Source organism: Nitratireductor basaltis (assembly GCF_000733725.1).
Taxonomy (GTDB): Bacteria; Pseudomonadota; Alphaproteobacteria; order Rhizobiales; family Rhizobiaceae; genus Chelativorans; species Chelativorans basaltis.
In genome coordinates this window covers 640,470-665,456 of sequence record NZ_JMQM01000002.1, presented here as the reverse complement: position 1 = coordinate 665,456, position 24,987 = coordinate 640,470, and the positions used below count along the sequence as shown (strand labels likewise).

27 protein-coding genes and 1 tRNA gene are annotated in these 24,987 nt (G+C 60.0%); 14 read left to right on the top strand and 14 right to left on the bottom strand.

Annotated features, from left to right (window positions below; translation table 11 throughout):
- Nucleotides 1-39 precede the first annotated feature (39 nt).
- Entirely contained in the window at nucleotides 40-183 is a 144-nt protein-coding gene (locus EL18_RS17995) for a hypothetical protein (RefSeq protein WP_161782011.1), read from the bottom strand.
- Nucleotides 167-1,765, bottom strand: coding sequence for an OpgD/OpgG family glucan biosynthesis protein (locus EL18_RS15615; protein WP_036486221.1), 1,599 nt, complete (start codon nucleotides 1,763-1,765; stop codon nucleotides 167-169). Before EL18_RS15615 ends, EL18_RS17995 begins: the two co-directional genes overlap by 17 nt.
- A gap of 503 nt (nucleotides 1,766-2,268) precedes the next feature.
- Here EL18_RS15615 and EL18_RS15610 point away from each other — a divergent pair.
- On the top strand, nucleotides 2,269-2,499 hold the full coding sequence (locus EL18_RS15610; protein WP_036486211.1) for a hypothetical protein: 231 nt from the start codon (nucleotides 2,269-2,271) through the stop codon (nucleotides 2,497-2,499).
- 84 nt (nucleotides 2,500-2,583) lie between these two features.
- Here EL18_RS15610 and EL18_RS15605 read toward each other — a convergent pair.
- A tRNA-Arg gene (locus EL18_RS15605) sits at nucleotides 2,584-2,660 on the bottom strand.
- Between the two features lie 48 nt (nucleotides 2,661-2,708).
- Entirely contained in the window at nucleotides 2,709-3,875 is a 1,167-nt protein-coding gene (locus tag EL18_RS15600; protein ID WP_036486209.1) for a M20 aminoacylase family protein, read from the bottom strand.
- 232 nt (nucleotides 3,876-4,107) lie between these two features.
- Here EL18_RS15600 and EL18_RS15595 point away from each other — a divergent pair, with 232 nt between their 5' ends.
- Nucleotides 4,108-5,229, top strand: coding sequence for a D-alanyl-D-alanine carboxypeptidase family protein (locus EL18_RS15595; RefSeq protein ID WP_051914362.1), 1,122 nt, complete (start codon nucleotides 4,108-4,110; stop codon nucleotides 5,227-5,229).
- Nucleotides 5,222-6,238: a CobW family GTP-binding protein gene (locus EL18_RS15590; RefSeq protein ID WP_081871262.1), complete on the top strand. Its 1,017-nt coding sequence runs from the start codon at nucleotides 5,222-5,224 to the stop codon at nucleotides 6,236-6,238. Before EL18_RS15595 ends, EL18_RS15590 begins: the two co-directional genes overlap by 8 nt.
- Here EL18_RS15590 and EL18_RS17675 read toward each other — a convergent pair.
- From EL18_RS17675 to EL18_RS15565, 5 genes are all read right to left on the bottom strand, one after another.
- Nucleotides 6,228-6,473, bottom strand: a complete 246-nt coding sequence (locus EL18_RS17675) for a sulfurtransferase TusA family protein (RefSeq protein ID WP_081871261.1) — start codon at nucleotides 6,471-6,473, stop codon at nucleotides 6,228-6,230. The genes EL18_RS15590 and EL18_RS17675 overlap by 11 nt on opposite strands.
- A complete protein-coding gene (locus EL18_RS15580) occupies nucleotides 6,470-7,723 on the bottom strand; it encodes a L,D-transpeptidase family protein (protein WP_036486203.1) in 1,254 nt (417 codons plus the stop codon). Before EL18_RS15580 ends, EL18_RS17675 begins: the two co-directional genes overlap by 4 nt.
- A 236-nt stretch (nucleotides 7,724-7,959) precedes the next feature.
- On the bottom strand, nucleotides 7,960-8,910 hold the full coding sequence (locus EL18_RS15575; RefSeq protein WP_036486201.1) for an acetyl-CoA carboxylase carboxyltransferase subunit alpha: 951 nt from the start codon (nucleotides 8,908-8,910) through the stop codon (nucleotides 7,960-7,962).
- Between the two features lie 92 nt (nucleotides 8,911-9,002).
- Nucleotides 9,003-9,917: a site-specific tyrosine recombinase XerD gene (locus tag EL18_RS15570; RefSeq protein WP_036486199.1), complete on the bottom strand. Its 915-nt coding sequence runs from the start codon at nucleotides 9,915-9,917 to the stop codon at nucleotides 9,003-9,005.
- A gap of 1 nt (nucleotide 9,918) precedes the next feature.
- Nucleotides 9,919-10,068: a hypothetical protein gene (locus tag EL18_RS15565; RefSeq protein WP_036486197.1), complete on the bottom strand. Its 150-nt coding sequence runs from the start codon at nucleotides 10,066-10,068 to the stop codon at nucleotides 9,919-9,921.
- A gap of 151 nt (nucleotides 10,069-10,219) precedes the next feature.
- On the opposite strand from EL18_RS15565, the gene EL18_RS15560 reads away from it, so the two are divergent.
- Genes EL18_RS15560 through EL18_RS15550 form a run of 3 tightly spaced genes read left to right on the top strand, consistent with a single transcriptional unit; the run spans nucleotide 10,220 to nucleotide 13,234 of the window.
- A complete protein-coding gene (locus EL18_RS15560) occupies nucleotides 10,220-10,801 on the top strand; it encodes a shikimate kinase (protein WP_036486543.1) in 582 nt (193 codons plus the stop codon).
- 7 nt (nucleotides 10,802-10,808) lie between these two features.
- A complete protein-coding gene (gene aroB / locus EL18_RS15555; protein ID WP_036486195.1) occupies nucleotides 10,809-11,942 on the top strand; it encodes a 3-dehydroquinate synthase in 1,134 nt (377 codons plus the stop codon).
- The gene (locus EL18_RS15550) at nucleotides 11,939-13,234 is read left to right on the top strand and encodes an HlyC/CorC family transporter (RefSeq protein WP_036486193.1); all 1,296 of its coding nucleotides are present in this window, start codon (nucleotides 11,939-11,941) and stop codon (nucleotides 13,232-13,234) included. Before aroB ends, EL18_RS15550 begins: the two co-directional genes overlap by 4 nt.
- Before the next feature lie 6 nt (nucleotides 13,235-13,240).
- Here the strand turns inward: EL18_RS15550 and EL18_RS15545 are convergent, their stop codons facing one another.
- Entirely contained in the window at nucleotides 13,241-13,540 is a 300-nt protein-coding gene (locus tag EL18_RS15545; protein ID WP_036486191.1) for a BolA family protein, read from the bottom strand.
- Nucleotides 13,541-13,686: 146 nt separating this feature from the next.
- Here EL18_RS15545 and EL18_RS15540 point away from each other — a divergent pair, with 146 nt between their 5' ends.
- The 4 genes from EL18_RS15540 to EL18_RS15525 all read left to right on the top strand — a co-directional run bounded on the left by EL18_RS15540 (nucleotide 13,687) and on the right by EL18_RS15525 (nucleotide 18,285).
- Nucleotides 13,687-14,316 (top strand): J domain-containing protein, encoded by a 630-nt coding sequence (locus tag EL18_RS15540; protein WP_036486189.1) that lies wholly within the window; start codon nucleotides 13,687-13,689, stop codon nucleotides 14,314-14,316.
- 85 nt (nucleotides 14,317-14,401) lie between these two features.
- Nucleotides 14,402-15,388 carry a cobaltochelatase subunit CobS gene (cobS, locus tag EL18_RS15535; RefSeq protein ID WP_036486541.1) on the top strand — a complete coding sequence of 329 codons (987 nt, stop codon included), beginning with the start codon at nucleotides 14,402-14,404 and terminating at the stop codon, nucleotides 15,386-15,388.
- Between the two features lie 13 nt (nucleotides 15,389-15,401).
- The gene (gene cobT / locus EL18_RS15530; protein WP_036486187.1) at nucleotides 15,402-17,288 is read left to right on the top strand and encodes a cobaltochelatase subunit CobT; all 1,887 of its coding nucleotides are present in this window, start codon (nucleotides 15,402-15,404) and stop codon (nucleotides 17,286-17,288) included.
- Nucleotides 17,278-18,285 carry an esterase-like activity of phytase family protein gene (locus tag EL18_RS15525; RefSeq protein ID WP_244444618.1) on the top strand — a complete coding sequence of 336 codons (1,008 nt, stop codon included), beginning with the start codon at nucleotides 17,278-17,280 and terminating at the stop codon, nucleotides 18,283-18,285. The genes cobT and EL18_RS15525 overlap by 11 nt, the downstream gene beginning before the upstream one ends.
- Here the strand turns inward: EL18_RS15525 and EL18_RS15520 are convergent.
- Together EL18_RS15520 and rpmB are read right to left on the bottom strand one after the other, a co-directional pair.
- Nucleotides 18,282-18,908 carry a VUT family protein gene (locus EL18_RS15520; protein ID WP_051914360.1) on the bottom strand — a complete coding sequence of 209 codons (627 nt, stop codon included), beginning with the start codon at nucleotides 18,906-18,908 and terminating at the stop codon, nucleotides 18,282-18,284. The genes EL18_RS15525 and EL18_RS15520 overlap by 4 nt on opposite strands.
- A 65-nt stretch (nucleotides 18,909-18,973) precedes the next feature.
- The gene (gene rpmB / locus EL18_RS15515; RefSeq protein WP_036486185.1) at nucleotides 18,974-19,270 is read right to left on the bottom strand and encodes a 50S ribosomal protein L28; all 297 of its coding nucleotides are present in this window, start codon (nucleotides 19,268-19,270) and stop codon (nucleotides 18,974-18,976) included.
- A 237-nt stretch (nucleotides 19,271-19,507) separates the two neighbouring features.
- Between rpmB and EL18_RS15510 the strand changes: the two genes are divergently transcribed.
- Both EL18_RS15510 and yddG read left to right on the top strand, forming a co-directional pair.
- Nucleotides 19,508-20,269: a DUF3108 domain-containing protein gene (locus EL18_RS15510; protein ID WP_036486183.1), complete on the top strand. Its 762-nt coding sequence runs from the start codon at nucleotides 19,508-19,510 to the stop codon at nucleotides 20,267-20,269.
- Between the two features lie 89 nt (nucleotides 20,270-20,358).
- Nucleotides 20,359-21,240 carry an aromatic amino acid exporter YddG gene (gene yddG / locus EL18_RS15505; RefSeq protein ID WP_036486180.1) on the top strand — a complete coding sequence of 294 codons (882 nt, stop codon included), beginning with the start codon at nucleotides 20,359-20,361 and terminating at the stop codon, nucleotides 21,238-21,240.
- A 2-nt stretch (nucleotides 21,241-21,242) separates the two neighbouring features.
- Here yddG and gloB read toward each other — a convergent pair whose 3' ends face one another.
- Nucleotides 21,243-22,010: a hydroxyacylglutathione hydrolase gene (gloB, locus tag EL18_RS15500; protein WP_036486529.1), complete on the bottom strand. Its 768-nt coding sequence runs from the start codon at nucleotides 22,008-22,010 to the stop codon at nucleotides 21,243-21,245.
- 107 nt (nucleotides 22,011-22,117) lie between these two features.
- Between gloB and EL18_RS15495 the strand changes: the two genes are divergently transcribed.
- Together EL18_RS15495 and EL18_RS15490 are read left to right on the top strand one after the other, a co-directional pair.
- Nucleotides 22,118-22,876, top strand: a complete 759-nt coding sequence (locus EL18_RS15495) for a class I SAM-dependent methyltransferase (protein WP_036486178.1) — start codon at nucleotides 22,118-22,120, stop codon at nucleotides 22,874-22,876.
- Between the two features lie 3 nt (nucleotides 22,877-22,879).
- Entirely contained in the window at nucleotides 22,880-23,995 is a 1,116-nt protein-coding gene (locus EL18_RS15490; RefSeq protein ID WP_051914358.1) for an NAD(P)H-dependent flavin oxidoreductase, read from the top strand.
- Here the strand turns inward: EL18_RS15490 and EL18_RS15485 are convergent.
- Nucleotides 23,961-24,920, bottom strand: a complete 960-nt coding sequence (locus EL18_RS15485; protein WP_036486176.1) for an omptin family outer membrane protease — start codon at nucleotides 24,918-24,920, stop codon at nucleotides 23,961-23,963. The two genes, EL18_RS15490 and EL18_RS15485, sit on opposite strands and share 35 nt — an antisense overlap.
- Nucleotides 24,921-24,987: the final 67 nt, after the last annotated feature.

Sequence of the window (24,987 nt, the reverse complement as noted above, 5' to 3'; positions counted from 1 at the left end):
TTGTCAATCTGCCCGGTTCTTCACCGGGCTTTATTTGCGTCAGCGCCAGGCAAGCCAGGCAAGACGCGGGTGAGAGAAAATGCTGCGCCGACGCTGGCGCACCAGCACCTGCTCGGGCATGGCCAGGGGCGCAACGGGAAGGTCCAAGGCGTGGTCGCCACGGGTCTTACGATCTGCGGTCATCACCATTTCTCCACTGATACAGCCAGGTTTCAGTCACGGCCTCATCTTCGATGGCCAGATGCGCTTTCATCTCGACGGGCTTGTCGCCTTCCGGCAGAAGATCAATCACGAGGCGCCAGACGCCATTTGCTTCAACGCGCGACACACCGCTATGGGTGATCTCGGCGTTGCTGACCGATATCTGCGCTAGAACCTCATCATCCGACGAAAGGTTCCGCAGAACCTCCCCATCGAAGTCGATCACGAATTTTCGCAAACCTTCTTCGTTCTTGACCCCGGACACGCCGCCCTCACCGGTGCGAAGCGCAACGACACGGCCAAGCTTCTTCCCTGGCTCCGGCAGATCGCCCCATGAAAGGCGATAGGCAAATTCCAGTTCCTGTCCGGCCTTCACCTCGCCCTCCGGCACCCAGAAGGCGACGATATTGTCATTCACCTCGAGATCGGTCGGGATCTCGACCAGATTGATCCAGCCCTTGCCCCAGTCACCCTCAGGCTCCACCAGCAGCGAGGGACGACGCTCGTAACCGGCACCGGCATCCTGATAGTTCTGGAAATTGCGGTCGCGCTGGTAGAGGCCGAATGCCTTCGGACTGGTTTCAGAGAAGAACGAGGTCGCAAGCTTGCGCGGATTGTTCAGGTTCCGCCAAAGCTCCTCGCCGCTGGCACGAACGATCTTCAGCCCGTCGCTGTCATGGACCTGCGGACGGAAATCATCGAACGAACTGTCATTGTTCTCCGCGAAGAGGAACATTGAAGTCATGGGCGCAATGCCCAGCCGCTTGATGTCCTCTCGGATGAACAGGCGTGCGGTCACGTCCATCTGCGTGCGTGCACCCGGCGTGATGACGAACCGGTAGGCGCCGGTAACGCTCTGGCTGTCGAGTGCGGCATACACCGTCACGGACTTGCTCTGGCGCTTGGGCTTCTCGATCCAGAACTCGCTGAACCGCGGGAACTCTTCCCCTTCCGAAGTGGCCGTGTTCACCGCAAGTCCACGCGCGGAAAGGCCGTAGAAATTGCCGCGTCCAAGTCCGCGGAAATAGCTGGCGCCGAGAAAGGCGACAAGCTCATCCATCACATCCGGCGAATTGAGCGGGTAGTGCAGGCGGAAACCCGCAACACCCGGCAGCTTCAGCCCCTCGAAGTCGCTCGCCTCGAGTGGCTTGTTGTATTCAAAGTGATGGCTGTCGAAGCCAAGCACCTCTTCCACCCCATCTTCGACGACATGGATCTTCACCGGCTCCTTGAAGAGCCAGCCGGGGTGAAATGCCTGGAGTTCGAAGGGAGCTTCGCCGGCCCAAACTGCCTCATCCGGCCGGAAGCGGATGGCCCGATGCTGGTCGTAGTTCAGCTCGGCAATCGCGTCAGGAAGGGTCGCTTCTGCGGCTTCATATGCCTTGGCTGCCCGCTCCTTCATCATGGCCGTCAGCCGGTCGAAAGAGAACGGGTTGCCGGCTGGTGCCTCCGACGCGCCAACAGGCTCCGGCGCACTCTGCGCCGATGCGCTGGACGCCGCGAAGACAGTATGGCTGGCCAGCACTGCCGCGCAGCCGTTCAAAAGCAGAGAACGTCGATTCATATCCGGATATGTACTCATGAGTATTCGCGCGGAACGCGCTATTGGCCCCTCTGTCATCCCGAATGGAATGTCGAGCTGGTTCAACGCACTAAACGTGATCAGGTTGAGGCGAAAGGCCTCAAATAAAGCGACAGGTTGTTATAGAAAATGATGACACCATTCGCTCGGAAGAACGCCGGCAAATGGTCGCGGACAGCTGTCATCGTGAACGCGGGAGATGACTCCCGGTTCCCGTATTCCGTCGCAAGTGAAGAAATCGCGGCCCGAAAGCCAAAAGCAGCGCGAAGCCGAAGCATGGTCGTTACGCCAACAACAAAGGGTGCGCTCGCATAGTACATCCGCTGATGAAATGCACGCGGATTCGTGCGATCGAACTTGGGAAAATCGTGTTCAACTTATTCGACGGGAGACCTCAACCCGTTGTTGACAGAACCACGCATTACAACCAAAAAAACGATGACAGTTTCCTACACTTTACTCTTGCGCTTCTGGAGAGAAACTAAATGACAACAAGCGATAAGACGTTGAACTTTGCCACTTTAGAAGGGCATCTAATGAGTGTGCTAGCGGAGGTCGAACGTGGCAACTTGAGCCGTCGTCAAGCCTTGCGATTGATTATGCAGCCAACAAAGCAGTGGCTTATGGGCGATGAGCAGGGTGCTTTGGAAATGATGGAAGCTGCTCTTCACACCTGGGAAGACACCGTGCAGCACTATAGAAGCCAATCCGATTAGTGCGACTGCTTCGTTTCCTACTATTATCGAAGCTACTCGCCATACTGCAAATGGTGTCGAACGTTTGCAATAAAAAAACGTTTATGGCGATCCCGACAGGATTCGAACCTGTGACCCTCAGATTAGGAATCTGATGCTCTATCCTGCTGAGCTACGGGACCGCATGGGTGACGTCATAACGCGTCTTTCCTGCTTCGCCAAGACTGCCGTCAGGCGGGTGCCAGTGCCGTCTCCACAAGACGCGCCCAATAGCTGATGCCGAACGGAATGGCTTCGTCGCAGAAGTCGTAACGTGAATTGTGCAGATAGGCGCTGTCGCCATTGCCGATGAAGATGAAGGCGCCGGGGCGGGCTTCGAGCATGTAGGAAAAGTCTTCTCCTCCCATGAGCGGTGCAACGTCGCCGTCAACCCGCTCAGCACCCGCGATGTCACCGGCTATCGCCTGCGCGAACCTGGCTTCATCGGGGACGTTGAAGGTAACGGGGTAGTTGTTGTCATAGTCGACCGAGATCTGCGCGCGATGCGCCGCGGCGATACCGGCAGAGATTTCGCGCATGCGCTGTTCGGCAAGTCCTGCCATCTCCTTGCGCAGCGTGCGAACCGTACCGCGGAGTACCACCTGGTCGGGAATGATATTGTGCGCGTCGCCGCCGTGGATCTGTGTCACTGACACCACCAGCGATTCCAGTGGATCGGCTGAGCGTGATGCGATGCCTTGCAGCGCCACGACCAGATGGCCGGCGGCAACGACTGGATCGATGCTCTTGTGGGGCATGGCAGCATGGCCACCGCGCCCGCGCACGACGATCTCGAATTCCGCCGTCGCCGCCATGATCGGTCCGGGACGTATGGCGAACTGGCCGACAGGAAGGCCAGGCAGGTTGTGCATGCCATAGACCTTCTCGATCCCGAAGCGCTCCATCATCCCGTCCTGAACCATTGCGGCACCACCAGCGCCACCCTCTTCGGCCGGCTGGAAGATCAGAGCAACGCGCCCTGCAAAGTTCCGCGTCTCCGACAGATATTTCGCGGCACCCAGAAGCATGGACATGTGCCCGTCATGTCCGCAGGCATGCATCCGCCCTTCGGTGAGCGAGGAATAGGGCTTGCCGCTCTCCTCACGCATAGGCAGGGCATCCATGTCCGCCCTCAGCCCGATGACGCGACCTGCCCCCTTCGAACCGTTGATGATGCCGACCACGCCGGTGCGTCCGATACCTGTCACCACCTCGTCGCAACCGAACTGGCGCAGCTTGTCCGCAACGAAGGCTGCAGTCTCGTGCACCTCATAGAGGATTTCGGGCCTTTGATGCAGGTGATGGCGCCACGCTGTAACCTCGCCTTGAAGTTCTGCTGCACGGTTTAGAATGGGCATGAAAGTTCCTGATCCCTGGCCAGAGCGTTAAGGCTGGCGAAAACGTCGCGGCGGCACCGCTTTGCCATCATCAGGTCATATGCTCTAGATAACGGCGATACAATGCCGATATGCTGGACCAGCAAGCGGGCGATGAGTAGGTCGCCGGGCTGGCTGCTGGCAGCAGAACATCTGCCACATGTCGGGGCAGGCAAGAGCGGCAAAATTATTCGCTAGGATTCAGGGGCGCTTCATGCGGTTCAGTCGAAACATATTTGCAGCAATCGCTGCCACGCTGCTTTTGGTTACAGCGGCCCCATTGGGCGCCGCCAAGGCGGAACCCTATGTTCTCATGGACATTGCCAGCGGTCGGATTCTTGCCGAAGAGGATGCCACCAAACGCTGGTATCCGGCTTCGCTCACCAAGCTGATGACAGCCTACACGGTTCTGCGGGCGGTGGAAAAAGGCTATATCCGGATGGATTCACCGGTAGTCATCTCTAAGAGTGCGACGCGTGAACCACCAAGCAAGATCGGATTTCCCGCCGGCACGGTCCTCACTTTCGAGGAAGCCCTGAAGATCATCATGGTGAAGTCCGCCAATGACATTTCGACCTCCATTGCCGAAAGCCTTGCCGGCTCGACCTATGGCTTTGCAGCCTTGATGAACGAGGAAGCGAAACGGCTCGGCATGACGGGCTCGAATTTCGTGAATGCCCACGGCCTTTTCGCGACAGGGCAGTACACCACCGCCCGCGACATGGCGATCCTCACCCGGGCGTTGCGCACGGAGTTTGCCCGCTATGACTGGCTCTACCGGATCGATGGCCTGACCGTTGGCGAAAAGCGCTACCCGAATTACAACTACCTCCTGGGCCGCTTCCCCGGAGCAGATGGCATGAAGACCGGCTATGTCTGTGAATCCGGCTTCAACCTCATTGCCACCGCCACACGGAACCAGCGCACTCTGGCAGCGGTCGTGCTTGGCGCACCGGGCCAGGTGGAGCGCGCGGCTCTTGCCGCCACACTTCTGGAAAAGGGCTTTGCGAACGAAACCGAGCAGACCGCCATGCCCGTGGCCATGTACACGCAGCGCCCCGAAGACACCGAGCCGACCAATCTGCGCCCGACCGTGTGCTCTCCGGAAGTGGTGAAGACACGTATCGATCGCGGCGATGACGAGAACGTGCTGATCAACGCATCGCAATTCGTCAGCGCCCGCGCCAGCGAACCCGTGTTTCAGGAGGTAAGGTTCGGTGCTTCGGGACCTGCTTCAACTGCACCGAAATATGCCGATGTGCCCCTGCCGACCCCGCGTCCCAACTACACGCCGCCCGCGCAGCCGGTAGCCGCCGAGGCCGCTCAGGGTGGCTGACACATTGATCCCGGTCACCATCCTCACCGGTTTTCTGGGAGCCGGGAAGACGACCCTCCTCAACCGCGCGCTGTCGCACGCGGAGTTTGAGAACGCCGCTGTCCTCATAAACGAGTTCGGTGAGGTCTCGGTTGATCACCTGATCGTTGCCGCCGTCTCCGACGACGTGACGGAGCTCGCCGACGGCTGCATGTGTTGCGCCGTGCGTGGCAGGATGGTCGATGCGCTGCGCGATCTTGCAGCACGCGATAAAAAGCCGGACCGGGTCATTATTGAGACCAGCGGTCTTGCAGACCCGGCGCCGGTCGCCGAAGCGCTGCTGCGCGACGACGAACTTTCGCGCCATTTCGCGCCCGCGCGCATCGTGACCGTGGTGAACCTGGCGGAGACGGAAGCCCAACTAGCCGACTATCCGGAGGCAGAGCGACAGATCGCACTGGCCGATGTCGTCATTCTGACCCGCGCGGAGCGTCTGGATGAAACCGTCCGCCACGGAGCGGCAGCGCGTATTGCTGCACTCAACCCGGCAGCCGATCTCATCGCTGACCCGTCAGGTAATGAACTAGCAGGCCTTCTGACGGGTTCGGCCAGTAAAACCGTAGGCCTGCCGCGAACCGATGCAGCCCATCATCACGCTCACGGAACTGCGACCTCCACCATCGTGCGTGAACCGCAGCCGGTTCAGCTTGCCGTCATCACCGGCTTCTGTGACTGGCTGATCTCGCGGCCGGACTTCCGGCTCCTTCGTCTGAAGGGAACGGTTGCAACCCCGCAAGGCGCTTATCTACTGCAGGCCGTGGGTCGTACATTGGAAACACCGCAGCTTCTGATCAGACAGGATGCAGCAGAACCCGGGACCATGCTCGTGATCATCGGTGAGGGCCTGGACGCAGCAACCATCGAAGACGCGTTTTCCGGCTTCATCGGGCGACCGGTCCTGGATCGGCCCGATCGGACCGCGCTTCAGGATAACCCGCTGTCTGTTGCCGGTTTCAGCTTCAATCCCTGACGGGCTCACCCCGCTCCAGGAGAAAACGATGGCCGCCGTCGAAAGCGGCACTCTCGATGAGCCTGTGTCCTTCCTGCTGGCAGAAGGCAGGGATATCGATGACGGCAAGCGGGTCTGTCGTCTCGATCCAAAGCCGCGCACCTGTGCGCATGCCCGCCATGCGCTTTCGCGTCTTCAGGACAGGCAACGGGCAATTCAGTCCACGCAGATCGTAAAGGTCGATTTCAGTCGTCATTGACTGCCGAATAGATTGCCGATGGCGCCGCGCGCGCGCTGGGCGGCGGATGGCGTCGCGACGTCATTGCCTGTCGCACCGAAGCGGCGCGGATTGGGCGCTGGCAATGCAGCCGGCTGTTCGGGTGCCTGAGCTGCCTGCGGCTCGGCCGGCTCGTTCTGAGCTGCACCGGTTTGCGCAGATACGGGAATGGTGGAGCCGGTCGATTGCGGCTGCACATCTGCCGCAGCAGTATCGGGACTGGAATATGCAGTCATGGTTTCCGGAGCCGAAACGCCTGTTGGAGCAGGCGCAAGGCTCGGCGGCTCAGCTGATACCCGCTCGCCACGAGCGCGCTTGCGGCTCCAATCCGCCACCAAAGCTGCTTCCTGGACGCCATAGATCGACGGCTTCGTCTCCTGATTGCGCTTGGCCTTCGTCGCCTTTGCAAAATCGAGCTGATAGGCCTTCTGGTAGCTTTGATAGGCAGTCAGGAGCGGCTGAGGGGTAGAGGCCGGCGGACAGGCTGCTACCGGGTCAAACCGTGCGCCGTCGGCTGCGACCTTGTTGAAGACATAGCGCCGCTCGCAAACATCGACTTTCGGCGGCTGCTTTGTCACATGGAAGTAATCATAACCTTCCTTGAGCATGGTCCAGAACGGGTAGTTCGGATCATTCTTGTACCGGGCCATGTTGGCTGCAGTCATGCGGAAGGGATATGCCTGAAGCTGAAAGGCCTGCTGGCCACCGCGGAAGGCGTCGCGGGCGAAAGCATAGATTTCCTCGACCTGCTCGTCGGTCATGGAATAGCAGCCAGCCGATGAGCAGGCGCCATGCACCATGAGATGCGTGCCGGATCGGCCATTGGCGCGATCATAGGCATTCGGAAAGCCGATATTGAAGGCGAGGTGATACTGCGACTTCGGGTTCATCTGGGCCGGGCTGATCGTATAGAACCCTTCGGGGGCCTGGCGGTCGCCCTCGGTGTATTTGGGACCGAGTTTGCCCGACCATTTGCAGATGTCGTAGCTCGCGATCAGGTCGTAGCGGCCATTGGTCTTTTGCTTCCAGACCTCAAGCTCACCTTCTTCCTTGAAGATGCGCATCATGATGGGGGCATCCTTGCGCATGCCCTTGGCCTTCATCTGCGTCAGGATCTTCTGCGGAAGCTCACGCTCAGCCTTGGGGGCGATATCTTCGAGAGAACCGCTGCAGCCGGCGATCACAAGCGCGGACACCATCAAAGCTGCACTGGCAAGGCGACGTATCATGAACTTCTCTTAGACTTCGTACCCACGCGGACGATCCGCAGGTCCCACATCAACGCCCAGTAAACACCCGTTAAGCTTGAGAAATGATTACCGGCCGATCACCCCGTTTGGCTGGCTCCCGGCTAGATTGGGCATTTGAGCGGCGATTTTGTGGCAAATTGATACAAACTGACGCAACCCCGCGCAAGCTGTCTTGCGCGCAGTTCCATTTCAAGAAGCCATGAGAGCAGAAGTGCCTAGAGTGTGCGGCCGATGGCCAGGAACTTGTCGCGGCGGTGCTCCCGATAGTCGGTGCCAGCCGCCTGTAGATCGGCGAAGCCCTTCTCGATCGTCGCTCCGGTGGCTTCGATGACGGCCTCACGTGCCCGATGCGCACCGCCAACCGGCTCTTCGATGATGCCGTCGATCACCTTGAGCGCCAGCAGGTCCTGGGCGGTGATCTTCATGTTCGTGGCAGCATCCTTGGCGCGCGTCGAGTCATGCCAGAGGATGGAAGCCGCACCTTCCGGCGAGATCACCGAATAGATCGAGTGCTCGAGCATGTAGACAAGATTGGCCGTCGCAATGGCGATTGCGCCACCTGAACCACCTTCGCCGATGATGACGGAAATGTTCGGAACGGTCAGGCCGAGGCATTTGGACGTCGAGCGCGCGATGGCTTCCGCTTGGCCGCGTTCCTCCGCACCGATGCCGGGATAGGCACCGGCGGTATCCACCAGGCTGACCACCGGGATCTGGAAGCGCTCGGCAAGATCCATCACGCGCACCGCCTTGCGATAGCCTTCCGGCCGCGCCATGCCGAAATTGTGCTTCAGCCGGCTCTGCATGTCGCTACCCTTCTCCTGACCCAGGATCGCGACAGACTGGCCTTTGAAGCGGGCAAAGCCGGCAATGACGGCCTCATCATCGCCAAAGCTGCGATCACCGGCGAGCGGCGTGAAGTCGGTGAAGAGTTGTCGCACATAGTCCATGCAGTGGGGACGGTCGGCGTGCCGGGCCACCTGAGCCTTCTGCCAGGGCGTCAGCGACTGATAGACATCGTGCAGCGCATCACGGGAGCGCTTTTCCAGCCGGGCGATCTCGTCGGCCACATCCACGGCCTCGCCGGTTTCGTTGAGCTTCTTGAGCTCGAGGATCTTTCCTTCGAGATCTGCGACGGGCTTTTCGAAATCCAGATAGTTATACATGAGCGCCTGCGGACACGGGATCTACGATACGGCTGCATGTTGCCGGTGCGGCAACAACCGCTGAATGTGCGCCTCACATAACCGTCATCTGCCTAATCGGCAAGCGGGTGGTGATTCTGCACCAGTTCTTCCAGCCGCTTTTCCAACACATGTGTATATATTTGAGTGGTTGAAATGTCTGAATGGCCCAGAAGTTGCTGCACGGCGCGCAGATCAGCGCCATTTTGCAACAAGTGACTGGCGAAAGCATGTCTCAATACATGCGGTGAGAGTTTCGCAGATGGAATTCCCGCCCGTGCCCCGAGAGCTTTCAACTCGCGACCAAAGACCTGCCGCGGAAGATAGCCTGTTCGGGATGCGGCGGGGAACAGCCATGCACTTTCCTGGAAGGCCGGCACCAGTGTGCGATAATCCAACCACTCCTTCATGACCTGCCGCGCGCGCGGCGACAGGGGAACGATGCGTTCCTTGCCGCCCTTGCCGCGCACCACGAAGAAGCGCTCATCGCGTTGCGCCACGGTGATCGGCAGGCTGACGAGTTCCGATACGCGCAATCCGGATGCGTAGAGCACTTCCAGAAGCGCTTGCATGCGCAGTGCCAACAGATGCTCTTCGCTGCCGGCCACAGCCTCCCTCACCTCGACCGCTGCTCTTTCGAGGAGGGTGCCGACTTCGGCTTCACCAAGCACCTTCGGGAGCGCACGCTCTTTCTTTGGACTATCCAGTACCCCTGTCGGATCATCCGAGCGCATACCTTCGGCATACAGGAACCGGAAGAACTGGCGCAGTGCGGAAAGCTTGCGCGCCTGGGTGCCCGGCGTGAAGCCGCGAGATGCCATATCGGAAAGGAAGTGACGAATGTCATCGGCACTGGCTTTTTCCAGCGGCCCGTCCATGAATGCGCTGGCATCTTCCAGGTCACGGCGATAGGCGCCGAGGGTGTTGTCGCTGGCACCGCGCTCCGCTGCCATCATTTCCAGAAAGTTTTCGACCCGAACTCCGCTCATCTCAGCGCTGGTCTGTCAGGCGTTCGGCCGGTATGCGAACCTTCATTTCACCCTTTTTCGGCTCAACGAATGTCGCCAGGGCAAACATGGCGCCATAGACGAGACCCACCAGAACGGCGATGACGGTAATAAGCCGGAATAGGGTCGGCATCAGCAATCTGCCCTGAGCATGCGTAAACAGGAATGGACATCAATCTTATGAGCACTCGGCTGGGTCAATGCAAGTTTGACCATGACAATTGCTTGACGCGACAGGCCTTTTCATGTCGAACCGGCGTGAGTTCAACAATGCTGGCGCGGGGATGACAGAGACAGCCATCAAGCACAGCGTGGATACGAAAACCCTGCTGGACCGGCTGGGGCGGCGCAGCATTGTCTTTGTCGGCCTCATGGGTGCCGGCAAGACGGTCATTGGCCGCAAGGTGGCATCCGCACTTTCGCTTCCGTTCATCGACAGTGACCACGAGATTGAAGCGGTGTCGCGGATGAGCATCCCGGACCTTTTTGCCAATTACGGCGAGGCGGAATTTCGTTCGCTGGAACGCCGCGTGCTCGCCCGGCTGCTTCGGGAAGGCCCGCAGGTGCTTTCCACCGGCGGCGGCGCATTCATGAGCGAGCGCACCCGCAAGGCTGTTGCACGAAACGGGGTCTCGGTCTGGCTGAAGGCGGATCTGGACACGCTCATGCAGCGCGTCGCAAAACGCCAGAACCGCCCCCTTCTGCAAACACAAGACCCTCGCGCCGTCATGGAAAAGCTGATGGCAGACCGCTATCCGCTCTATGGCGAAGCCAATGTGGTCGTGCGCACACGCGAAGAATCGAAAGACGTGATCGCCGCGGAAGTCCTGGATGGTCTCGCGGCCCATCTTATCGCGGATCATTGAGGGCAGGATGAACGAACAGGCGGCAGCGGGAAATCAGACCACGGTGAAGGTTGGTCTCGGCGAGCGAAGCTATGACATCGTGATCGGACCTGGCATCCTGCGGGACGCAGGCAACCGGCTTGCACGCGTTCTGCCCGGTGCACGCGCAGCCGTTGTTACTGATGAGACCGTGGCGGGCTTTCACCTGGATACACTGAAAACCGCGCTCGATAACGCTGGCGTCGGGCATGAGGTGATCACTGTTCCGCCCGGCGAAAAGAGCAAGAGCTTCGAGCACCTGCAGGAGGTCGTTGACGGGATACTGGCTGCCCGCCTGGAACGTGCGGATGTGGTCATTGCGCTCGGCGGTGGCGTGGTGGGCGATCTCGCCGGCTTTGCCTCGGGCATCGTGCGCCGTGGCATGAACTTCGTGCAGATCCCGACATCCCTGTTGGCGCAGGTTGATTCCTCCGTCGGCGGGAAAACCGGTATCAACTCCACCCATGGAAAGAACCTTATCGGGGTCTTTCATCAGCCGAAGCTGGTCATCGCCGACTCCGCTCTCCTCGACACGCTGACCCCGCGGGAATTCCGCGCTGGTTACGCCGAGGTGGCAAAATACGGCCTCATCAACCAGCCCGATTTCTTCGGATGGCTGGAGAAGAGCTGGGAAGACATTTTCGCAGGCGGCCCGGCCCGTGTGGAGGCGATTGCCCGCTCCTGCCAGTCCAAAGCGGATATCGTGGAACGCGATGAACGCGAATCCGGTGAGCGCGCATTGCTAAATCTCGGCCACACCTTCGGGCACGCGCTGGAAACGGCCACCGGATATGACAGCAAACGCCTCGTCCATGGGGAAGCCGTGTCCATCGGCATGGTCATGGCGCATCGCTTCTCTGCCCGCATGAACCTGGCAAGCGTGGACGATGCCCAGCGCGTCGAGGCGCATCTTCGTGAAGTCGGCCTCCCGACCCGGGTGAGCGACATAAGGGGCGAGCTCCCTGACGAAGAGACACTGCTTTCCTATATTGCACAGGACAAGAAGGTTTCGCGCGGCGCGCTGACCTTCATCCTGACCAATGGCATAGGCCGGTCCTTCATCGCACGCGATGTGCCGGCTTCTGAAGTATTGTCCTTCCTGAGGGAGAACAGACCGCAATGACCGGCGAAATCCTGATCACCGGCGGCATCATCATCGGGCTCATCGCCCTGTCATTTTTCTTCTCGGGCACGGAGACTGGAATGACAGCGGTCTCGCGTGCGCGATTGCATACGCTTGAGCAAGGGGGCGACAAGCGCGCCGGAATCGTTGCCACGCTGGTGACACGACGCGACCGCCTCGTGGGGGCGCTGCTCATCGGCAACAATCTCGTCAACATCCTTGCTTCGGCATTGACCACCAGCCTCTTCCTGACGCTGTTCGGTGAGGCAGGCGTGGTCTACGCCACGATCATCATGACGGTGTTGCTTGTGATCTTCGCGGAAATCCTCCCGAAGTCCTGGGCGCTGTCAAACCCCGAACGCTTCTCCCTTTTCGTCGCGCCCTTCGCGCGTCTTGTGGTTCTGCTGTTCGGAACGCTCTCCTCGGCGGCCAATGCCCTGGTTCGCTTCATGCTCGGACTGTTCGGCGTAAGCCTCTCGCGCGACACCTTCATGCTCTCCGCCCATGAAGAGCTTCGCGGCACGGTGGAAGTGCTTCACCGCGAAGGCGGCGTCTACAAGCAGGACCGTGATCGCCTTGGTGGCTTGCTCGACCTGCATGAGCTCGAAGTTTCCGACGTCATGATCCACCGGACCAATATGCGTTCGGTCAATGCAGATGATCCTTCTGAGACAGTGGTGCGCGAGATCCTGAGCAGCCCCTATACGCGCATCCCGGTCTGGCGCAATTCCAACGAAAACATCGTCGGCGTCGTCCATGCCAAGGACCTGCTGCGGGCACTCAACGACGTGGAAAACGACTCAAGCCGCATCGACATCATGAAGGTGGCTTCCAAGCCATGGTTCGTGCCTGATACCACCACGCTTCAGGACCAGCTCAATGCCTTTCTGCGCCGCAAGGCCCATATCGCCATCGTCGTTGATGAATATGGTGAAGTGGAGGGGCTCGTCACGCTGGAAGACATCATCGAGGAGATCGTCGGTGACATCTCCGACGAACACGATGTCGACATGCAGGGCGTGAAGCAGGAAGCAGACGGCTCTGTCGTGGTCGATGGGTCGGTGCCGATCCGCGACCTCAACCGCGCGCTCGACTGGAACCTGCCCGACGAGGAAGCCACGACCATCGCCGGCCTCGTCATTCACGAGACGCAGACGATCCCCGAGGAGAAGCAGGCCTTCACCTTCTTCGGCAAGCGATTCATCGTGATGAAGCGTGACAAGAACCGCATCACCAAACTGCGGATCCGTCCTGCAGTGGACGAGACGACACTCGCATCCACCGACAGCTAGCAGGTTCTACCAGCGGGTAGCCTCACCGGGCGCTGCCGGCTCGATGGCGAGCGCGTGAACGCCATCGGCCAGTTCCTGCGAGAGGGCTTCATTCACCGCACGGTGACGGTCGATGCGTCCCATGCCCGCGAATTTTGGGGAAACGAGACGCACGCGAAAATGCGTCTCGCCCTCCCCGTCGAAGGTTTCGCCCGCTCGGTCGCGATTGTGATGACCGGCATGGAGATGGCTCTCATTAAGCACCTGCATGCGTTCGGGTGCGAAGGCCTCATTCAGCTTCTTTTCGATGCGTTCCTGTATGGACATTGACGTCTCCTGGACCCATATGGGGCTCTCACCCCTGAAATCTTCTCATTTGTCTGGCTAGGTCCCTTAGCTGCGAAAAGTCAATTCTTGTTTCGCATTGCTCAAGGTCCATAATCCCTGACTGATTTGCGTGAACCAGGTAAGCGATGAAAGTGAACTCGAAATATTTCGAGAAAATCAGGATCCGGCCCGAGAAAAAGGCCGAAGCCAACGCCAGTGCGCCTCGCTGCCAGTGGGACGGCTGTGATGCGCCTGGCACGCATCGCGCGCCTGTGGGCCGCGAGCGCGAAGGCGAGTATTTCCGCTTCTGCTTCGATCATGTTCGCGAATACAACAAGGGCTATAACTATTTCTCCGGCCTGCGCGACACCGATATCCAGCGCTTCCAGAAGGAAGCGCTGACCGGGCACCGCCCGACCTGGAAGGTTGGACTGACGGGCCCCGGAGGCTCCAAGCCGTCCGGAGACTTTGCCCCGTTCCGTTCGGGCCGCGCCGGCTACTACAAGCGCATTGGCGACCCGTTCAACCTTTTCGGGGAAGCGGCAGCCGAGGCGCGTGCAGCGACACCGGCCAAAAGAGTGCGCCCGCTTGAGGCCAAGGCGCTGGAAACGCTTGGTCTTGGCGCAGAAGCGACTGGCGAAGATATCAAGGCGCGCTATAAAACTCTGGTAAAGCGTCACCATCCCGATGCGAATGGCGGCGACCGCGGTTCCGAGGCCCGTTTGCGGGATGTTCTTCAGGCGTACCGGCTTCTCAAGCAAGCGGGTTTCTGCTGACCGCGATCTCTGCTAGACGTTCCGGGTTTTCACGAAAAAGGCTGCGCAGCTTGGAAATAACGCACAAGCGAGCGCTGGAGGCATGATGAACCAGATGGACCGCGATATCGCTAACCTGCCCGACACGACCGTTTCCGTTCAGGAGACTTTCGGTTTTGAGTCGGACATGGTGGTACCGGCTTACACGACCGCCGATTCCTACGTACCTGATATCGATCCGGACTATCTGTTCGACCGCCAGACGACCATGGCGATCCTGGCCGGTTTTGCCTACAATCGCCGCGTAATGGTGTCGGGTTATCACGGCACGGGCAAATCCACCCATATCGAGCAGGTAGCCGCACGCCTGAACTGGCCGCTGGTGCGCATCAATCTCGACAGCCATGTCAGCCGTATCGATCTCGTCGGCAAGGACGCCATCGTGGTCAAGGAAGGCAAACAGGTCACCGAGTTCAAGGACGGCATGCTGCCCTGGGCATACCAGCACAATGTCGCGCTGGTCTTCGACGAATATGACGCCGGTCGCCCGGACGTGATGTTCGTGATCCAGCGTGTTCTGGAATCCTCCGGCCGTCTGACGCTCCTCGACCAGAGCCGCGTTCTGCGCCCGCACCCCGCTTTCCGCCTTTTTGCAACGGCAAACACGGTGGGTCTTGGCGACACCACCGGCCTCTATCACGGTACGCAGCAGATCAACCAGGCGCAGATGGACCGCTGGTCCATTGTGACGACGCTGAACTATCTGCCCCATGACGAGGAAGTCTCCATCGTCCAGGCGAAGGCCAAGCACTACCAGAACGAGGAAGGCCGCGAGACCATCTCCCGCATGGTGCGCGTTGCCGACATGACCCGTTCGGCCTTCATGAATGGCGATCTTTCCACCGTCATGAGCCCGCGCACGGTCATCATGTGGGCGGAAAATGCTGAAATCTTCCGCGATGTCGGCTTTGCCTTCCGCCTCACATTCCTGAACAAGTGCGACGAGCTCGAGCGCACCATCGTAGCCGAATTTTACCAGCGCGCCTTTGGTGAGGAACTGCCCGAATCTGCAGCCAATGTGGTCCTGAGCTAGGAGCGGCGTTTCCTTGAGCACCTCCAACCGCAAGCCAGGCCAGCCTCATGACGCGCCCCTTGATCCATTCAAGCGCGCGGTCACGAGCTGCATGCGTGCGGTGGCAAGCGATCACGAGCTGGAGGTCATCTTCTCCAAGGACAAGCCGGGCCTTAGCGGAAACCGCGCACGGCTGCCGGATCTGGGGAAGAAGGCGACATCCGAAGCTCTGGAAATCACGCGAGGCCTTGGCGATTCCATGGCCCTGCGCCGTGCGCGCCACGACCAGCAGCTTCACAGCCGTCTGGCCCCACATGGTCAGCAGGCCCGTGCAATCTTCGATGCTGTCGAACAGGCGCGCGTGGAGGCCATAGGTGCACGCGCAATGCCGGGCATGGGTGACAACATCACCGCCATGCTGGAAGACAAATATGCACGCGCCAATCTTGCGGATGTGAACGATCGTGCCGAGGCGCCGCTGGAAGAGGCAGTTGCGCTGATGGTGCGCGAGAAGCTGACTGGCCGCCCTGCCCCCAAAAGTGCGGAAAAGCTCGTCGCGCTCTGGCGCGACTGGATCGACGAGAAGGCCGGTGCCGACTTCGATGCGCTCGAGGCCAATATAGAAAACCAGGACGCATTCGCACGCGCCGTGCGCGATATCCTTGGCTCCATGGAAATGGGCGAGGAGCTTGAGGAAGAACAGCCTCTCGACGAGGACGAGAACGCTGAAGACCAGCCGCAAGGCGAGGATTCTTCCGACGAGGGTGACACGGACGAAGCAGAAGGCGAAAGCGCTCAGGCCGAGGAAAGTGACGCCGCTGGTGAGGATCAGGAAACCGGCGAAAGCGAACCTTCCGAATCCACCGCCGAAGATGCGGGCGAGGACGAGGATGTCGATACAGAGACGCCCGGTGAGGCGCGCAGGCCTGACAATCCGTTCGACCAGGCCGCCAGCGAGATGGATTACAAGGTCTTCACGACCAGGTTTGACGAGACCATCGGCGCCGAAGAGCTTTGCGACGAGGAAGAGCTTGATCGCCTGCGGGGCTATCTCGACAAGCAGCTGGCCAACTTGCAGGGCGTGGTTGGACGCCTCGCAAACCGCCTGCAGCGCCGCCTGATGGCGCAGCAGAACCGCTCCTGGGACTTCGATCTGGAAGAGGGCGTGCTCGATTCCGCGCGGCTGGTGCGCATGATCATCGACCCGATGCAGCCCCTTTCCTTCAAGCAGGAGCAGGATACCAATTTCCGCGACACGGTGGTCACGCTGGTGCTGGACAATTCCGGCTCCATGCGCGGTCGGCCTATCTCGGTTGCCGCCACCTGTGCCGACATTCTTGCACGCACGCTTGAGCGCTGCGGCGTGAGGGTGGAGATTCTCGGCTTCACCACCCGCGCCTGGAAGGGCGGGCAGGCCCGCGAGCAGTGGCTGAAGGACGGAAAGCCCGCCACACCGGGCCGCCTCAACGATCTGCGCCACATCATCTACAAGTCAGCCGACGCCCCATGGCGCCGCGCGCGCCGGAACCTTGGCCTCATGATGCGCGAGGGGCTTCTGAAGGAAAACATCGACGGCGAAGCACTTCTGTGGGCGCATCAGCGCCTGATGGCGCGCCCGGAGCAGCGCAAGATCCTGATGATGATCTCGGATGGCGCGCCGGTGGATGATTCCACCCTTTCGGTCAATCCGGGCAACTATCTGGAGCGCCATCTGCGTGGCGTGATCGACCTGATCGAAACGCGCTCACCGGTCGAGCTTCTGGCCATCGGCATCGGCCACGACGTCACGCGTTACTATCGCCGCGCCCTAACCATCGTCGATGCGGAAGAGCTGGCCGGCGCGATGACCGAGCAGCTTGCCTCGCTCTTCGAGGAGGAAGGACGCGGGGCGCGCAGCGGAAAATTGCGTCGTGCGGGCTAGCGCGCGTCGGCTGCTGGCTGCGGTCGGTGTCAGCACCTTCGCACTTGCGGCGACAGTTCAGACCCATGCCGCGTCCATTGAAGTGCAGTCGCGACAGATTGAACAATTTCGGATAGGGCATCAGCAGACGAGGTTCGGCACCCTCGAATTCGTTGGCGGCCTGGAAATGGTTTCCACCGCCCGCGATTTCGGCGCCATCTCCTCCATGCGCTTTGTCAGCGGCACCACCTTTCTGGCCGTGACCGACACCGGCTTCTGGCTAAGAGGTGACTTGCGCCATGACGCGCAGTCGCGCCCCAGCGGCATCAGCAATGCGCGCATGGACCCGATCCGCGACGAGAACGGGAATGCCAGCGGTGAAAAATGGACCACTGACGCCGAGGCACTGGCCGTAGACAAGGGTCGCGCAACGGTCGGTTTCGAGCGGGTTCACCGCATTGTGGAATACGATCTGTCGGAGGAAATGTCCGGCGGACCGCTCTCGGAGGTGGAGTACCTCATCCCTCGCGCTGAACTGCGGTCGAACCGAAGCTTCGAAACGATCGCCTACGCGCCGGAAGGAAGCGCCCTCTCGGGTGCCCGCATAGTCATCAGCGAGCGCAGCATAGACGAAAACGGTAACATCTTCGCCGCCATTCTCGAAGGACCCCGCAAGGGCATTTTCAAGGTGAAGCGGTCGGACGACTTTGACGTAACCGACGGCGCGTTCCTGCCTTCCGGTGATCTGATCCTGCTTGAACGTCGCTTCTCCATGGCAACCGGTGTGGCCATGCGTCTGCGCCGCATCGCCGGCGACACATTGGCCAAAGGTGCATTGGTAGATGGGCCGGTGCTGTTGGAAGCGGATATGAGCTACCAGATCGACAATATGGAAGCGATGGATGTCTGGCAGCGCCAGGACGGCGCCACCATGATCTCGATCATGTCAGACGACAATCATTCGATCCTGCAACGCAATCTCTATCTCGAATTTACGCTGCAGGATCAGACTGATTAACCGGCAGCTTCCGCGGGCTGTGTGATTGCAAGTATGCCGCGATAGGGAACCAGCATCGCAAGCCCCACCAGGATCTTCACGCCAAAGTCGCCCAGCGCCAGCGAGAACCAAAGCGGCACCATGGCGCCAAACCCAAGCAGCGGCACTTCGAAGGCCAGAGAACCATCGCTGAGGCCAAGACCGGTGTCGAGGAAGGCGAATACACCTGCGAAGGCGATCGAGAAGAACAGTACCGTATCGAGCACCGAACCGATCAGCGTGGAAATCAGCGGCGCGCGCCACCAGGCATCGCCCCGCAGCCGATTGAAGACAGCGGTATCGAGTAGCTGGGCTGAGAGAAACGCGGTCCCCGACGCAAGCGCGATGCGCGGCGTGGCAAGCCAGATCGACAGAAGCACGGCAAGCGCGAAACCGACCAGGACCACCCGACGCGCAGCCACAGGGCCGAAGCGGCGATTGGTCAGATCATTGATCAGGAACGCAGCCGGATAGGTGAATGCACCCCAGGTGAGGATCTCACCAAGGCCAAGATGGCTGAACGGGTATTGTACGAGAATGTTGGAGGCAACGACCGTGACAGCCATTGCGGCCACGAAGGGCCAGACAGCATATATGCGTGTCATTTTTTTATCCTGGGTGATGGAACCAGTGGACGGGCCCGAGGGCCCATCCGAAAGGATCGGGTTGCTTATGCAGCTTCCTGTTCGGAAAGCTTCTTTGCCACCTGCTTCTTGATCAGGCGGGCACGCTGCGACAATTCGTTGGACTTCGCCTTGAGAAGGAAAGCGTCCAGGCCGCCACGATGCTCGACCGTGCGCAGTGCTGCCGCGGAAACGCGCAGGCGGAAGTTCTGGCCGAGAGCCTCGGACATCAGCGTCACATCGCACAGATTGGGCAGGAAACGCCGACGGGTCTTGTTGTTGGCGTGGCTCACATTGTTGCCGCTCATCACGGCCTTACCGGTCAGTTCGCAAGCGCGGGACATATTTTCTACCTTATCTTTCGGGCCATGATACTCCCACCGCACCTGTGAGTGCGGCTAGCGAAAGCATCAAGCAGCCTCGTGGAAATTGCGCTTCCCATAGAGGCATTCCGCCATTGCGTCAAGTAAACAGCGCCGGAAGCACGGGATAGAGCAGGCAACTTGCAGCATCATCCCCATAAATGCCGGATTTGACCTTCTCATACGACATGAAGGGACGCCCATCCAAGGGGAACTGAAATGAAGACCCGTCATCTTTTCGCGCTGATACTGGCCGGCACCTGCCTGGCTCCGACAGTGGCTGCAACGCAGGAGCGTTCGGTGCGGGTGCGATACGATGCCTATTATCTGGGCCTGCCCATCGGCAAGGCGGAGTTCGATACCCGCCTCAACAAGGCCGGCTATGCCATATCGGGCAGCTTTGCCAGCGCCGGGCTCGTGCGCATTTTCGACCAGACCAATGGCCGGATAAGCATCAATGGCCGTTTCGCCGGCAGTGAAATACGGCCAAACAGCTATGATCTGAAATACTCAAGCGGCAAGAAGCAAAAGCGCACGACCATTGCCTTCGACGGTAGCAAGGTGAGCAAAACGACAAATGTCCCGGAACTGAAGAAGCGCAAGGACAAGGTCCCGCTCAAGCAGGACCACCTGACTGGCGTGGCCGACCCGATTTCCGCAAGTCTGATCAACACGGACGATGCCGCCTCTGTCTGTCGCCAGACCCTGAAAGTTTATGACGGCGAGATGAGGGTCGACCTCAAGCTTTCTCCTGCCCCGCGGAGTGAAAGCTTCAAGCAGTCTGCAGTGACCTGCAGAGGCAGGTTCGTACCACTTTCGGGCCACCGTCCGAACCATTCCTCGATAAAGTTCCTGCGCGACAAGGCTGTCATCCGCATCGGCTTCAACCCGGTCGAGGGCACCAGCCTTTACTCACCTTCAGAGGCAATCGTGGGAACAAAGATCGGCAATGTGCATGTGAAGGCGCGACGCATCCAGTGATGCACCGTACCAATGGGATGATCTGTGCCATTGCGCGCTAACCGCGGGAAGGGCAGAAGCTCCTGGACTTTGGCAGCAGGGCAATCAGGATGATCAAGGCAACGCTGGTCGGCTTTTCGGCAGTTGTTATGTGGGCGCTTCTGGCGCTGTTCACTGCGGCATCGGGCAATGTCCCGCCATTCCTTCTATCGGCGCTGTCATTCAGCGTTGCTGCCTTAATCGGCATTGCGGCCCGTCCGTTCACGCAAAACGAGAATGCTCAGCCCGTTCCGGTGACCGCCTGGATCGTGGGCATTGCGGGCTTGTTCGGCTACCATTTCTTCTACTTTACCGCATTGCGTAACGCGCCGGCCGTGGAAGCCAGCCTCATCGCTTATCTCTGGCCCCTGCTCATCGTGCTTGGCTCCGCCCTGATGCCGGGAGAAAGACTTGGCTGGCATCATATCGCCGGCGCCATGATGGGCCTTGCCGGAACGTTCCTGATCATCACCAAGGGCGGCGGCTTCAGCTACGATTCCAGCTACAGCCTCGGCTATGCCGCAGCCGGAGCCTGTGCGCTGTTCTGGTCCGGATATTCCCTGTTGTCGCGGCGCTTTCAGGCAGTACCCACGAGCGTGGTCACCTGGTACTGCGCGGCAACGGCTGCGCTTTCGGCACTTTGCCATCTGGCGCTGGAAACGACCGTCTGGCCCGCAACGCTGCAGGAATGGCTGGCTGTGGCCGGCCTCGGTCTGCTGCCGGTTGGCGCGGCCTTCTACGCCTGGGATTTCGGCGTGAAGCACGGGAACATCCAGGTGCTGGGTGCAGCCAGCTATGCTGCCCCTCTGCTCTCCACCGTGGTACTAATCCTGGCCGGTCAGGCGGAAGCGACGGCCAATATCCTTGCCGCCTGCCTCCTGATTACCGGAGGCGCAGCACTGGCGGCCAAGAACATGATCCTGCGCCAGCGATCCGCCGCACCGGCGGAGTAGTTTCAGGCAACATCCTTGCGCTTGCGGATTTCGGCAAACACCTCCGCATCGCTCGCCCGTTCCATACCCAGATTGCGCCGGATGACCGGATCATGCCAGCGCATGAATGGGTTGGTCGCAAGCTCTTCCGCAATCGTGGTCGGAAGGGTGGGCCTGCCTTCCTCACGCAACCTCTTGATCTTCTCGGCACGCTCCTTGAGAGCCGAGTTCGTCGGGTCGACTGTCAGCGCAAAGCGGGCATTGGCCTGCGTGTATTCATGCCCGCAATAGATTTGCGTCTCCAGCGGCAACGCCGCCAGCTTCTTCAGCGATTCCAACATGACCGGCGGCTTGCATTCGAAGAGCCGACCGCAGCCAAGGGCGAACAACGTGTCTGCTGTGAAGGCGATATTCGCCCCGGCGAAATGATAGGAAACATGTCCGGCCGTATGCCCCGGCGTCTCGATGACGCGCGCCCTGGCCGCCCCGATCTCGACAACATCGCCCTCGCGAACAGCTTCGTCGATCCCCGGGATCCGATCAGCTTCGGCGGCAGGGCCTATGATCTTCAGTCCGAAGCGCTCCTTCAGCGCCAGATTGGCTTCCACGTGATCGGGATGGTGATGCGTGGTGAGAATGAAGCTTGGACGCCAGCCGGTGCGGCCAATCATTTCAAGAATGGCCGTTTCCTCGGGCGCATCGATCAGCGCCACCGTACCCGTTTCGCTGTCGCGCAACAGAACCCCGAAATTGTCGCTCCGGCACATGAACTGTTCGATCTGAAGCGTCATCATTCCCCTCCATCTGGTCGCCGCGCACGATAGGACGGGCGTGGCCACTTGTCATCTCGGACAGGTAATTCTTGCGCCCGAACGAGGGTGAACATACCGTCGCTGCCATGAATTCGGATATCGTTGATCTCAAGGCATTTTATTCCTCCGTCCTGGGTAGGCTTACAGAGCGGTCCATCGCCATGGCGCTGACAAGCCTGTGGTCGCGCCTGCCCGATGAAAGGCTGGTGGGGCTTGGGTATGCCCTGCCGTGGTTGGAACGCTTCGGGCAGGATGCCGAGCGCTGCTTTGCCTTCATGCCAGCCCGGCAGGGAGCGGTTCGCTGGCCAACACAAACGCCTTCTGCAACCGCACTGGTCTTTGAGGAAGAGTTGCCTTTGAGCGATTCCTCAATAGATCGCATGCTGCTTGTGCACACGCTGGAGCACATGGAAAATCCGGGACAGGCCTTGAGCGAGATCTGGCGGGTGCTTGCGCCGGGCGGGAAGCTGATCCTTGTCGTTCCGAACCGACGCGGCATGTGGGCGCGCTTCGAACATACGCCCTTCGGCACGGGCAGGCCCTATTCCCGCACGCAGCTCACCAATATTCTGCGCGAAGCCAACTTCACGCCAACGAAATGGGCAGACGCGCTGCATTTCCCTCCTTCGCAGAAACGCTGGATCATGCGCCTGCACCGCTGGATGGAGCAGGCGGGACGGCGCTTCTGGCCCTTGTTCGCAGGTGTGCTCGTGGTGGAAGCTGAAAAGCGCCTCTACCAGGGCATAAGGGTCGCCAATCGCCAGAAGCGCAAGGTTCTGGTGCCGGTGCTCTCACCGCAGGGTGCGACCATGGCGGGCGCGAAGCGCGAGCCGATCAGGGAGTAATCCATGTGGCATGACACACGCATCACCGGGATGTTGGGCATAAAAAAGCCGCTGCTGCTTGCACCCATGGCAGGATCAGGAGGCAGCGCGCTTGCCATTGCGGTGATGAAAGCAGGTGGCCTCGGCGCCCTTCCCTGCGCCATGCTCTCGCCCGACCAGATAAGGCAGGAGGTTTCGACCATCCGAAATGCGGTGGATGGACCGCTGAACCTGAATTTCTTCTGTCATGTCGAGCCTGAAGCGGACCCGGCGCGGGAGAAGAGCTGGCTGGAGAAATTGTCCCCCTACTATCACGAACTGGGCATCGCCCCGCCGAGCGCGATCTCCGGTGCCGGTCGCAATCCCTTTAATGAAGAGGCCTGCGCCCTGGTGGAAGAACTCAGGCCGGAGGTGGTAAGCTTTCATTTCGGCCTTCCGGTCCCGGACCTGCTTGAACGTGTTTTTGTCACGGGAGCCAAGGTCATTGCTTCCGCGACCACGGTGGCTGAAGCACGAGAGCTGGAAGCGCATGGCTGTGATGCCATTATCGCTCAAGGCGTGGAGGCTGGCGGTCATCGTGGCATTTTTCTGGAAAGCGATATCGCTTCCCAGCCGACCACTATGGCGCTTGTCCCTCAGATCGTTGACGCCGTTTCCGTGCCGATCATCGCTGCTGGAGGCATCGGTGATGCCCGTGCAGTGGCGGCGACCTTCGCCCTGGGCGCATCTGCGGTTCAACTGGGCACTGCCTTCCTCCGCTCGCCCGAAGCGCTGACCACCAAGATCCACCGCCGCGCTCTGGCCGAAGCGAAAGAAGATGAAACGGTACTGACCAACATCTTCACCGGCCGCCCGGCACGTGGCATCGCCAACAGGGCAATTGCCGAACTCGGTCCGCTTGCACCCGATGCTCCCGCATTTCCCCGTGCAACAGGTGCGCTCACGCCGCTGCGAAAGGCTGCGGAAGACCGGGATTCGGGCGATTTCTCGCCGCTATGGGCCGGTCAGGCGGTGGCCTTCGCAAGGGAAGCGCCGGCCGAGGAAATTGCAGGGAATCTGATGAAAGAAGCCGCGCAGCTGGCACGGCCCTCACTGTTGGGGCGCATCAGAAGCGCAAGCTCAGCCCGCCTGAAATCGTGAATGCTTCAAGTTCGGCACCAGCGCCATCGGCATCGCTGTCGGTGACCAGTCCGTCATCGATATTGCTGAGCACGACATCTCCGACATCGTGAAAATAGCGGTCGTATGACGCGGCCAGGAAGATGCTTGTCATCGGAGCCACCGCGTATTCGGCGCGTCCTGAGAGACTGACGAATGGCAGGGCGTTGAACTCGTCATCGAAGCGGGTGTTGGTCTGCCAGTGCCAGTCGTGGTCCTGTGCGTTGATCGTGACGCCGCCGCGGGCCTGCGCCGTCAGGGTAAGATCACTGATGCGGGTTTGCGCACGCGCGCCGATAAAGACACCGGGAAGCTTCTGCCGATAGGAGATGGCGCGCTGGCCTTCTGGCTCGGTGCCGGTTTCGTTCCGGTATCCGCCATTCTCGCTATAGACATAAGAGCCGCCATAGGACGCCCATTTCACATCCGTATATTTGAATCCGGCATGGAGGTTGATGCTTGAGGTGACCAGCGAGAAATTGCGGCCGAGCGCAATATCACCGGAGAAATAGTGCTCCAGATCTGTATTCGGATGCTCCGAGCGGTCCGACCAATCTTCGAAGGCAAAGCTGGGGGCGGTGTCCAACCAGTCATAGTCGACCATGTGGCTGTCGCCACTGAACCCGACGACTAGATTTGAGAGGATACCCCAATTGTTGCCAAGGTGGATCTCAGCCGCAGCAGTCACGACCGGAATGTCTGACTCCCAGAAGAGCTGACTGATCCGGTTGCCCGAATCGTCATAGACGAACTCTTCCGCACTCAGTGACGCATAACCCACGCCGCCAAGCAGGCGGATTCGCTCTGGTACGATCAGGTCCGGATTACCAACGGCCTCCAGGTCTGCTGCCTGCAGAGGCATGGTCGAAAGAACGGATGCAAAAACCGCCAAACACAACTTCTTCATGAAACCACCCCATAGAAACCCTGACCGTTCTTACAGAACCGCTCGTTAAAAAAAGCAACAGGAATTA

Excerpts from the sequence above, each read along its gene's own strand:
- EL18_RS17995 (WP_161782011.1), bottom strand. The coding sequence starts at position 183 with ATGACCGCAGATCGTAAGACCCGTGGCGACCACGCCTTGGACCTTCCC.
- EL18_RS15615 (WP_036486221.1), bottom strand. The coding sequence starts at position 1,765 with ATGAATCGACGTTCTCTGCTTTTGAACGGCTGCGCGGCAGTGCTGGCC.
- EL18_RS15610 (WP_036486211.1), top strand. The coding sequence starts at position 2,269 with ATGACAACAAGCGATAAGACGTTGAACTTTGCCACTTTAGAAGGGCAT.
- EL18_RS15600 (WP_036486209.1), bottom strand. The coding sequence starts at position 3,875 with ATGCCCATTCTAAACCGTGCAGCAGAACTTCAAGGCGAGGTTACAGCG.
- EL18_RS15595 (WP_051914362.1), top strand. The coding sequence starts at position 4,108 with ATGCGGTTCAGTCGAAACATATTTGCAGCAATCGCTGCCACGCTGCTT.
- EL18_RS17675 (WP_081871261.1), bottom strand. The coding sequence starts at position 6,473 with ATGACGACTGAAATCGACCTTTACGATCTGCGTGGACTGAATTGCCCG.
- EL18_RS15580 (WP_036486203.1), bottom strand. The coding sequence starts at position 7,723 with ATGATACGTCGCCTTGCCAGTGCAGCTTTGATGGTGTCCGCGCTTGTG.
- EL18_RS15575 (WP_036486201.1), bottom strand. The coding sequence starts at position 8,910 with ATGTATAACTATCTGGATTTCGAAAAGCCCGTCGCAGATCTCGAAGGA.
- EL18_RS15570 (WP_036486199.1), bottom strand. The coding sequence starts at position 9,917 with ATGAGCGGAGTTCGGGTCGAAAACTTTCTGGAAATGATGGCAGCGGAG.
- EL18_RS15565 (WP_036486197.1), bottom strand. The coding sequence starts at position 10,068 with ATGCCGACCCTATTCCGGCTTATTACCGTCATCGCCGTTCTGGTGGGT.
- EL18_RS15560 (WP_036486543.1), top strand. The coding sequence starts at position 10,220 with ATGACAGAGACAGCCATCAAGCACAGCGTGGATACGAAAACCCTGCTG.
- aroB (WP_036486195.1), top strand. The coding sequence starts at position 10,809 with ATGAACGAACAGGCGGCAGCGGGAAATCAGACCACGGTGAAGGTTGGT.
- EL18_RS15550 (WP_036486193.1), top strand. The coding sequence starts at position 11,939 with ATGACCGGCGAAATCCTGATCACCGGCGGCATCATCATCGGGCTCATC.
- EL18_RS15545 (WP_036486191.1), bottom strand. The coding sequence starts at position 13,540 with ATGTCCATACAGGAACGCATCGAAAAGAAGCTGAATGAGGCCTTCGCA.
- EL18_RS15540 (WP_036486189.1), top strand. The coding sequence starts at position 13,687 with ATGAAAGTGAACTCGAAATATTTCGAGAAAATCAGGATCCGGCCCGAG.
- cobS (WP_036486541.1), top strand. The coding sequence starts at position 14,402 with ATGAACCAGATGGACCGCGATATCGCTAACCTGCCCGACACGACCGTT.
- EL18_RS15520 (WP_051914360.1), bottom strand. The coding sequence starts at position 18,908 with ATGACACGCATATATGCTGTCTGGCCCTTCGTGGCCGCAATGGCTGTC.
- rpmB (WP_036486185.1), bottom strand. The coding sequence starts at position 19,270 with ATGTCCCGCGCTTGCGAACTGACCGGTAAGGCCGTGATGAGCGGCAAC.
- EL18_RS15510 (WP_036486183.1), top strand. The coding sequence starts at position 19,508 with ATGAAGACCCGTCATCTTTTCGCGCTGATACTGGCCGGCACCTGCCTG.
- yddG (WP_036486180.1), top strand. The coding sequence starts at position 20,359 with ATGATCAAGGCAACGCTGGTCGGCTTTTCGGCAGTTGTTATGTGGGCG.
- gloB (WP_036486529.1), bottom strand. The coding sequence starts at position 22,010 with ATGACGCTTCAGATCGAACAGTTCATGTGCCGGAGCGACAATTTCGGG.
- EL18_RS15495 (WP_036486178.1), top strand. The coding sequence starts at position 22,118 with ATGAATTCGGATATCGTTGATCTCAAGGCATTTTATTCCTCCGTCCTG.
- EL18_RS15490 (WP_051914358.1), top strand. The coding sequence starts at position 22,880 with ATGTGGCATGACACACGCATCACCGGGATGTTGGGCATAAAAAAGCCG.
- EL18_RS15485 (WP_036486176.1), bottom strand. The coding sequence starts at position 24,920 with ATGAAGAAGTTGTGTTTGGCGGTTTTTGCATCCGTTCTTTCGACCATG.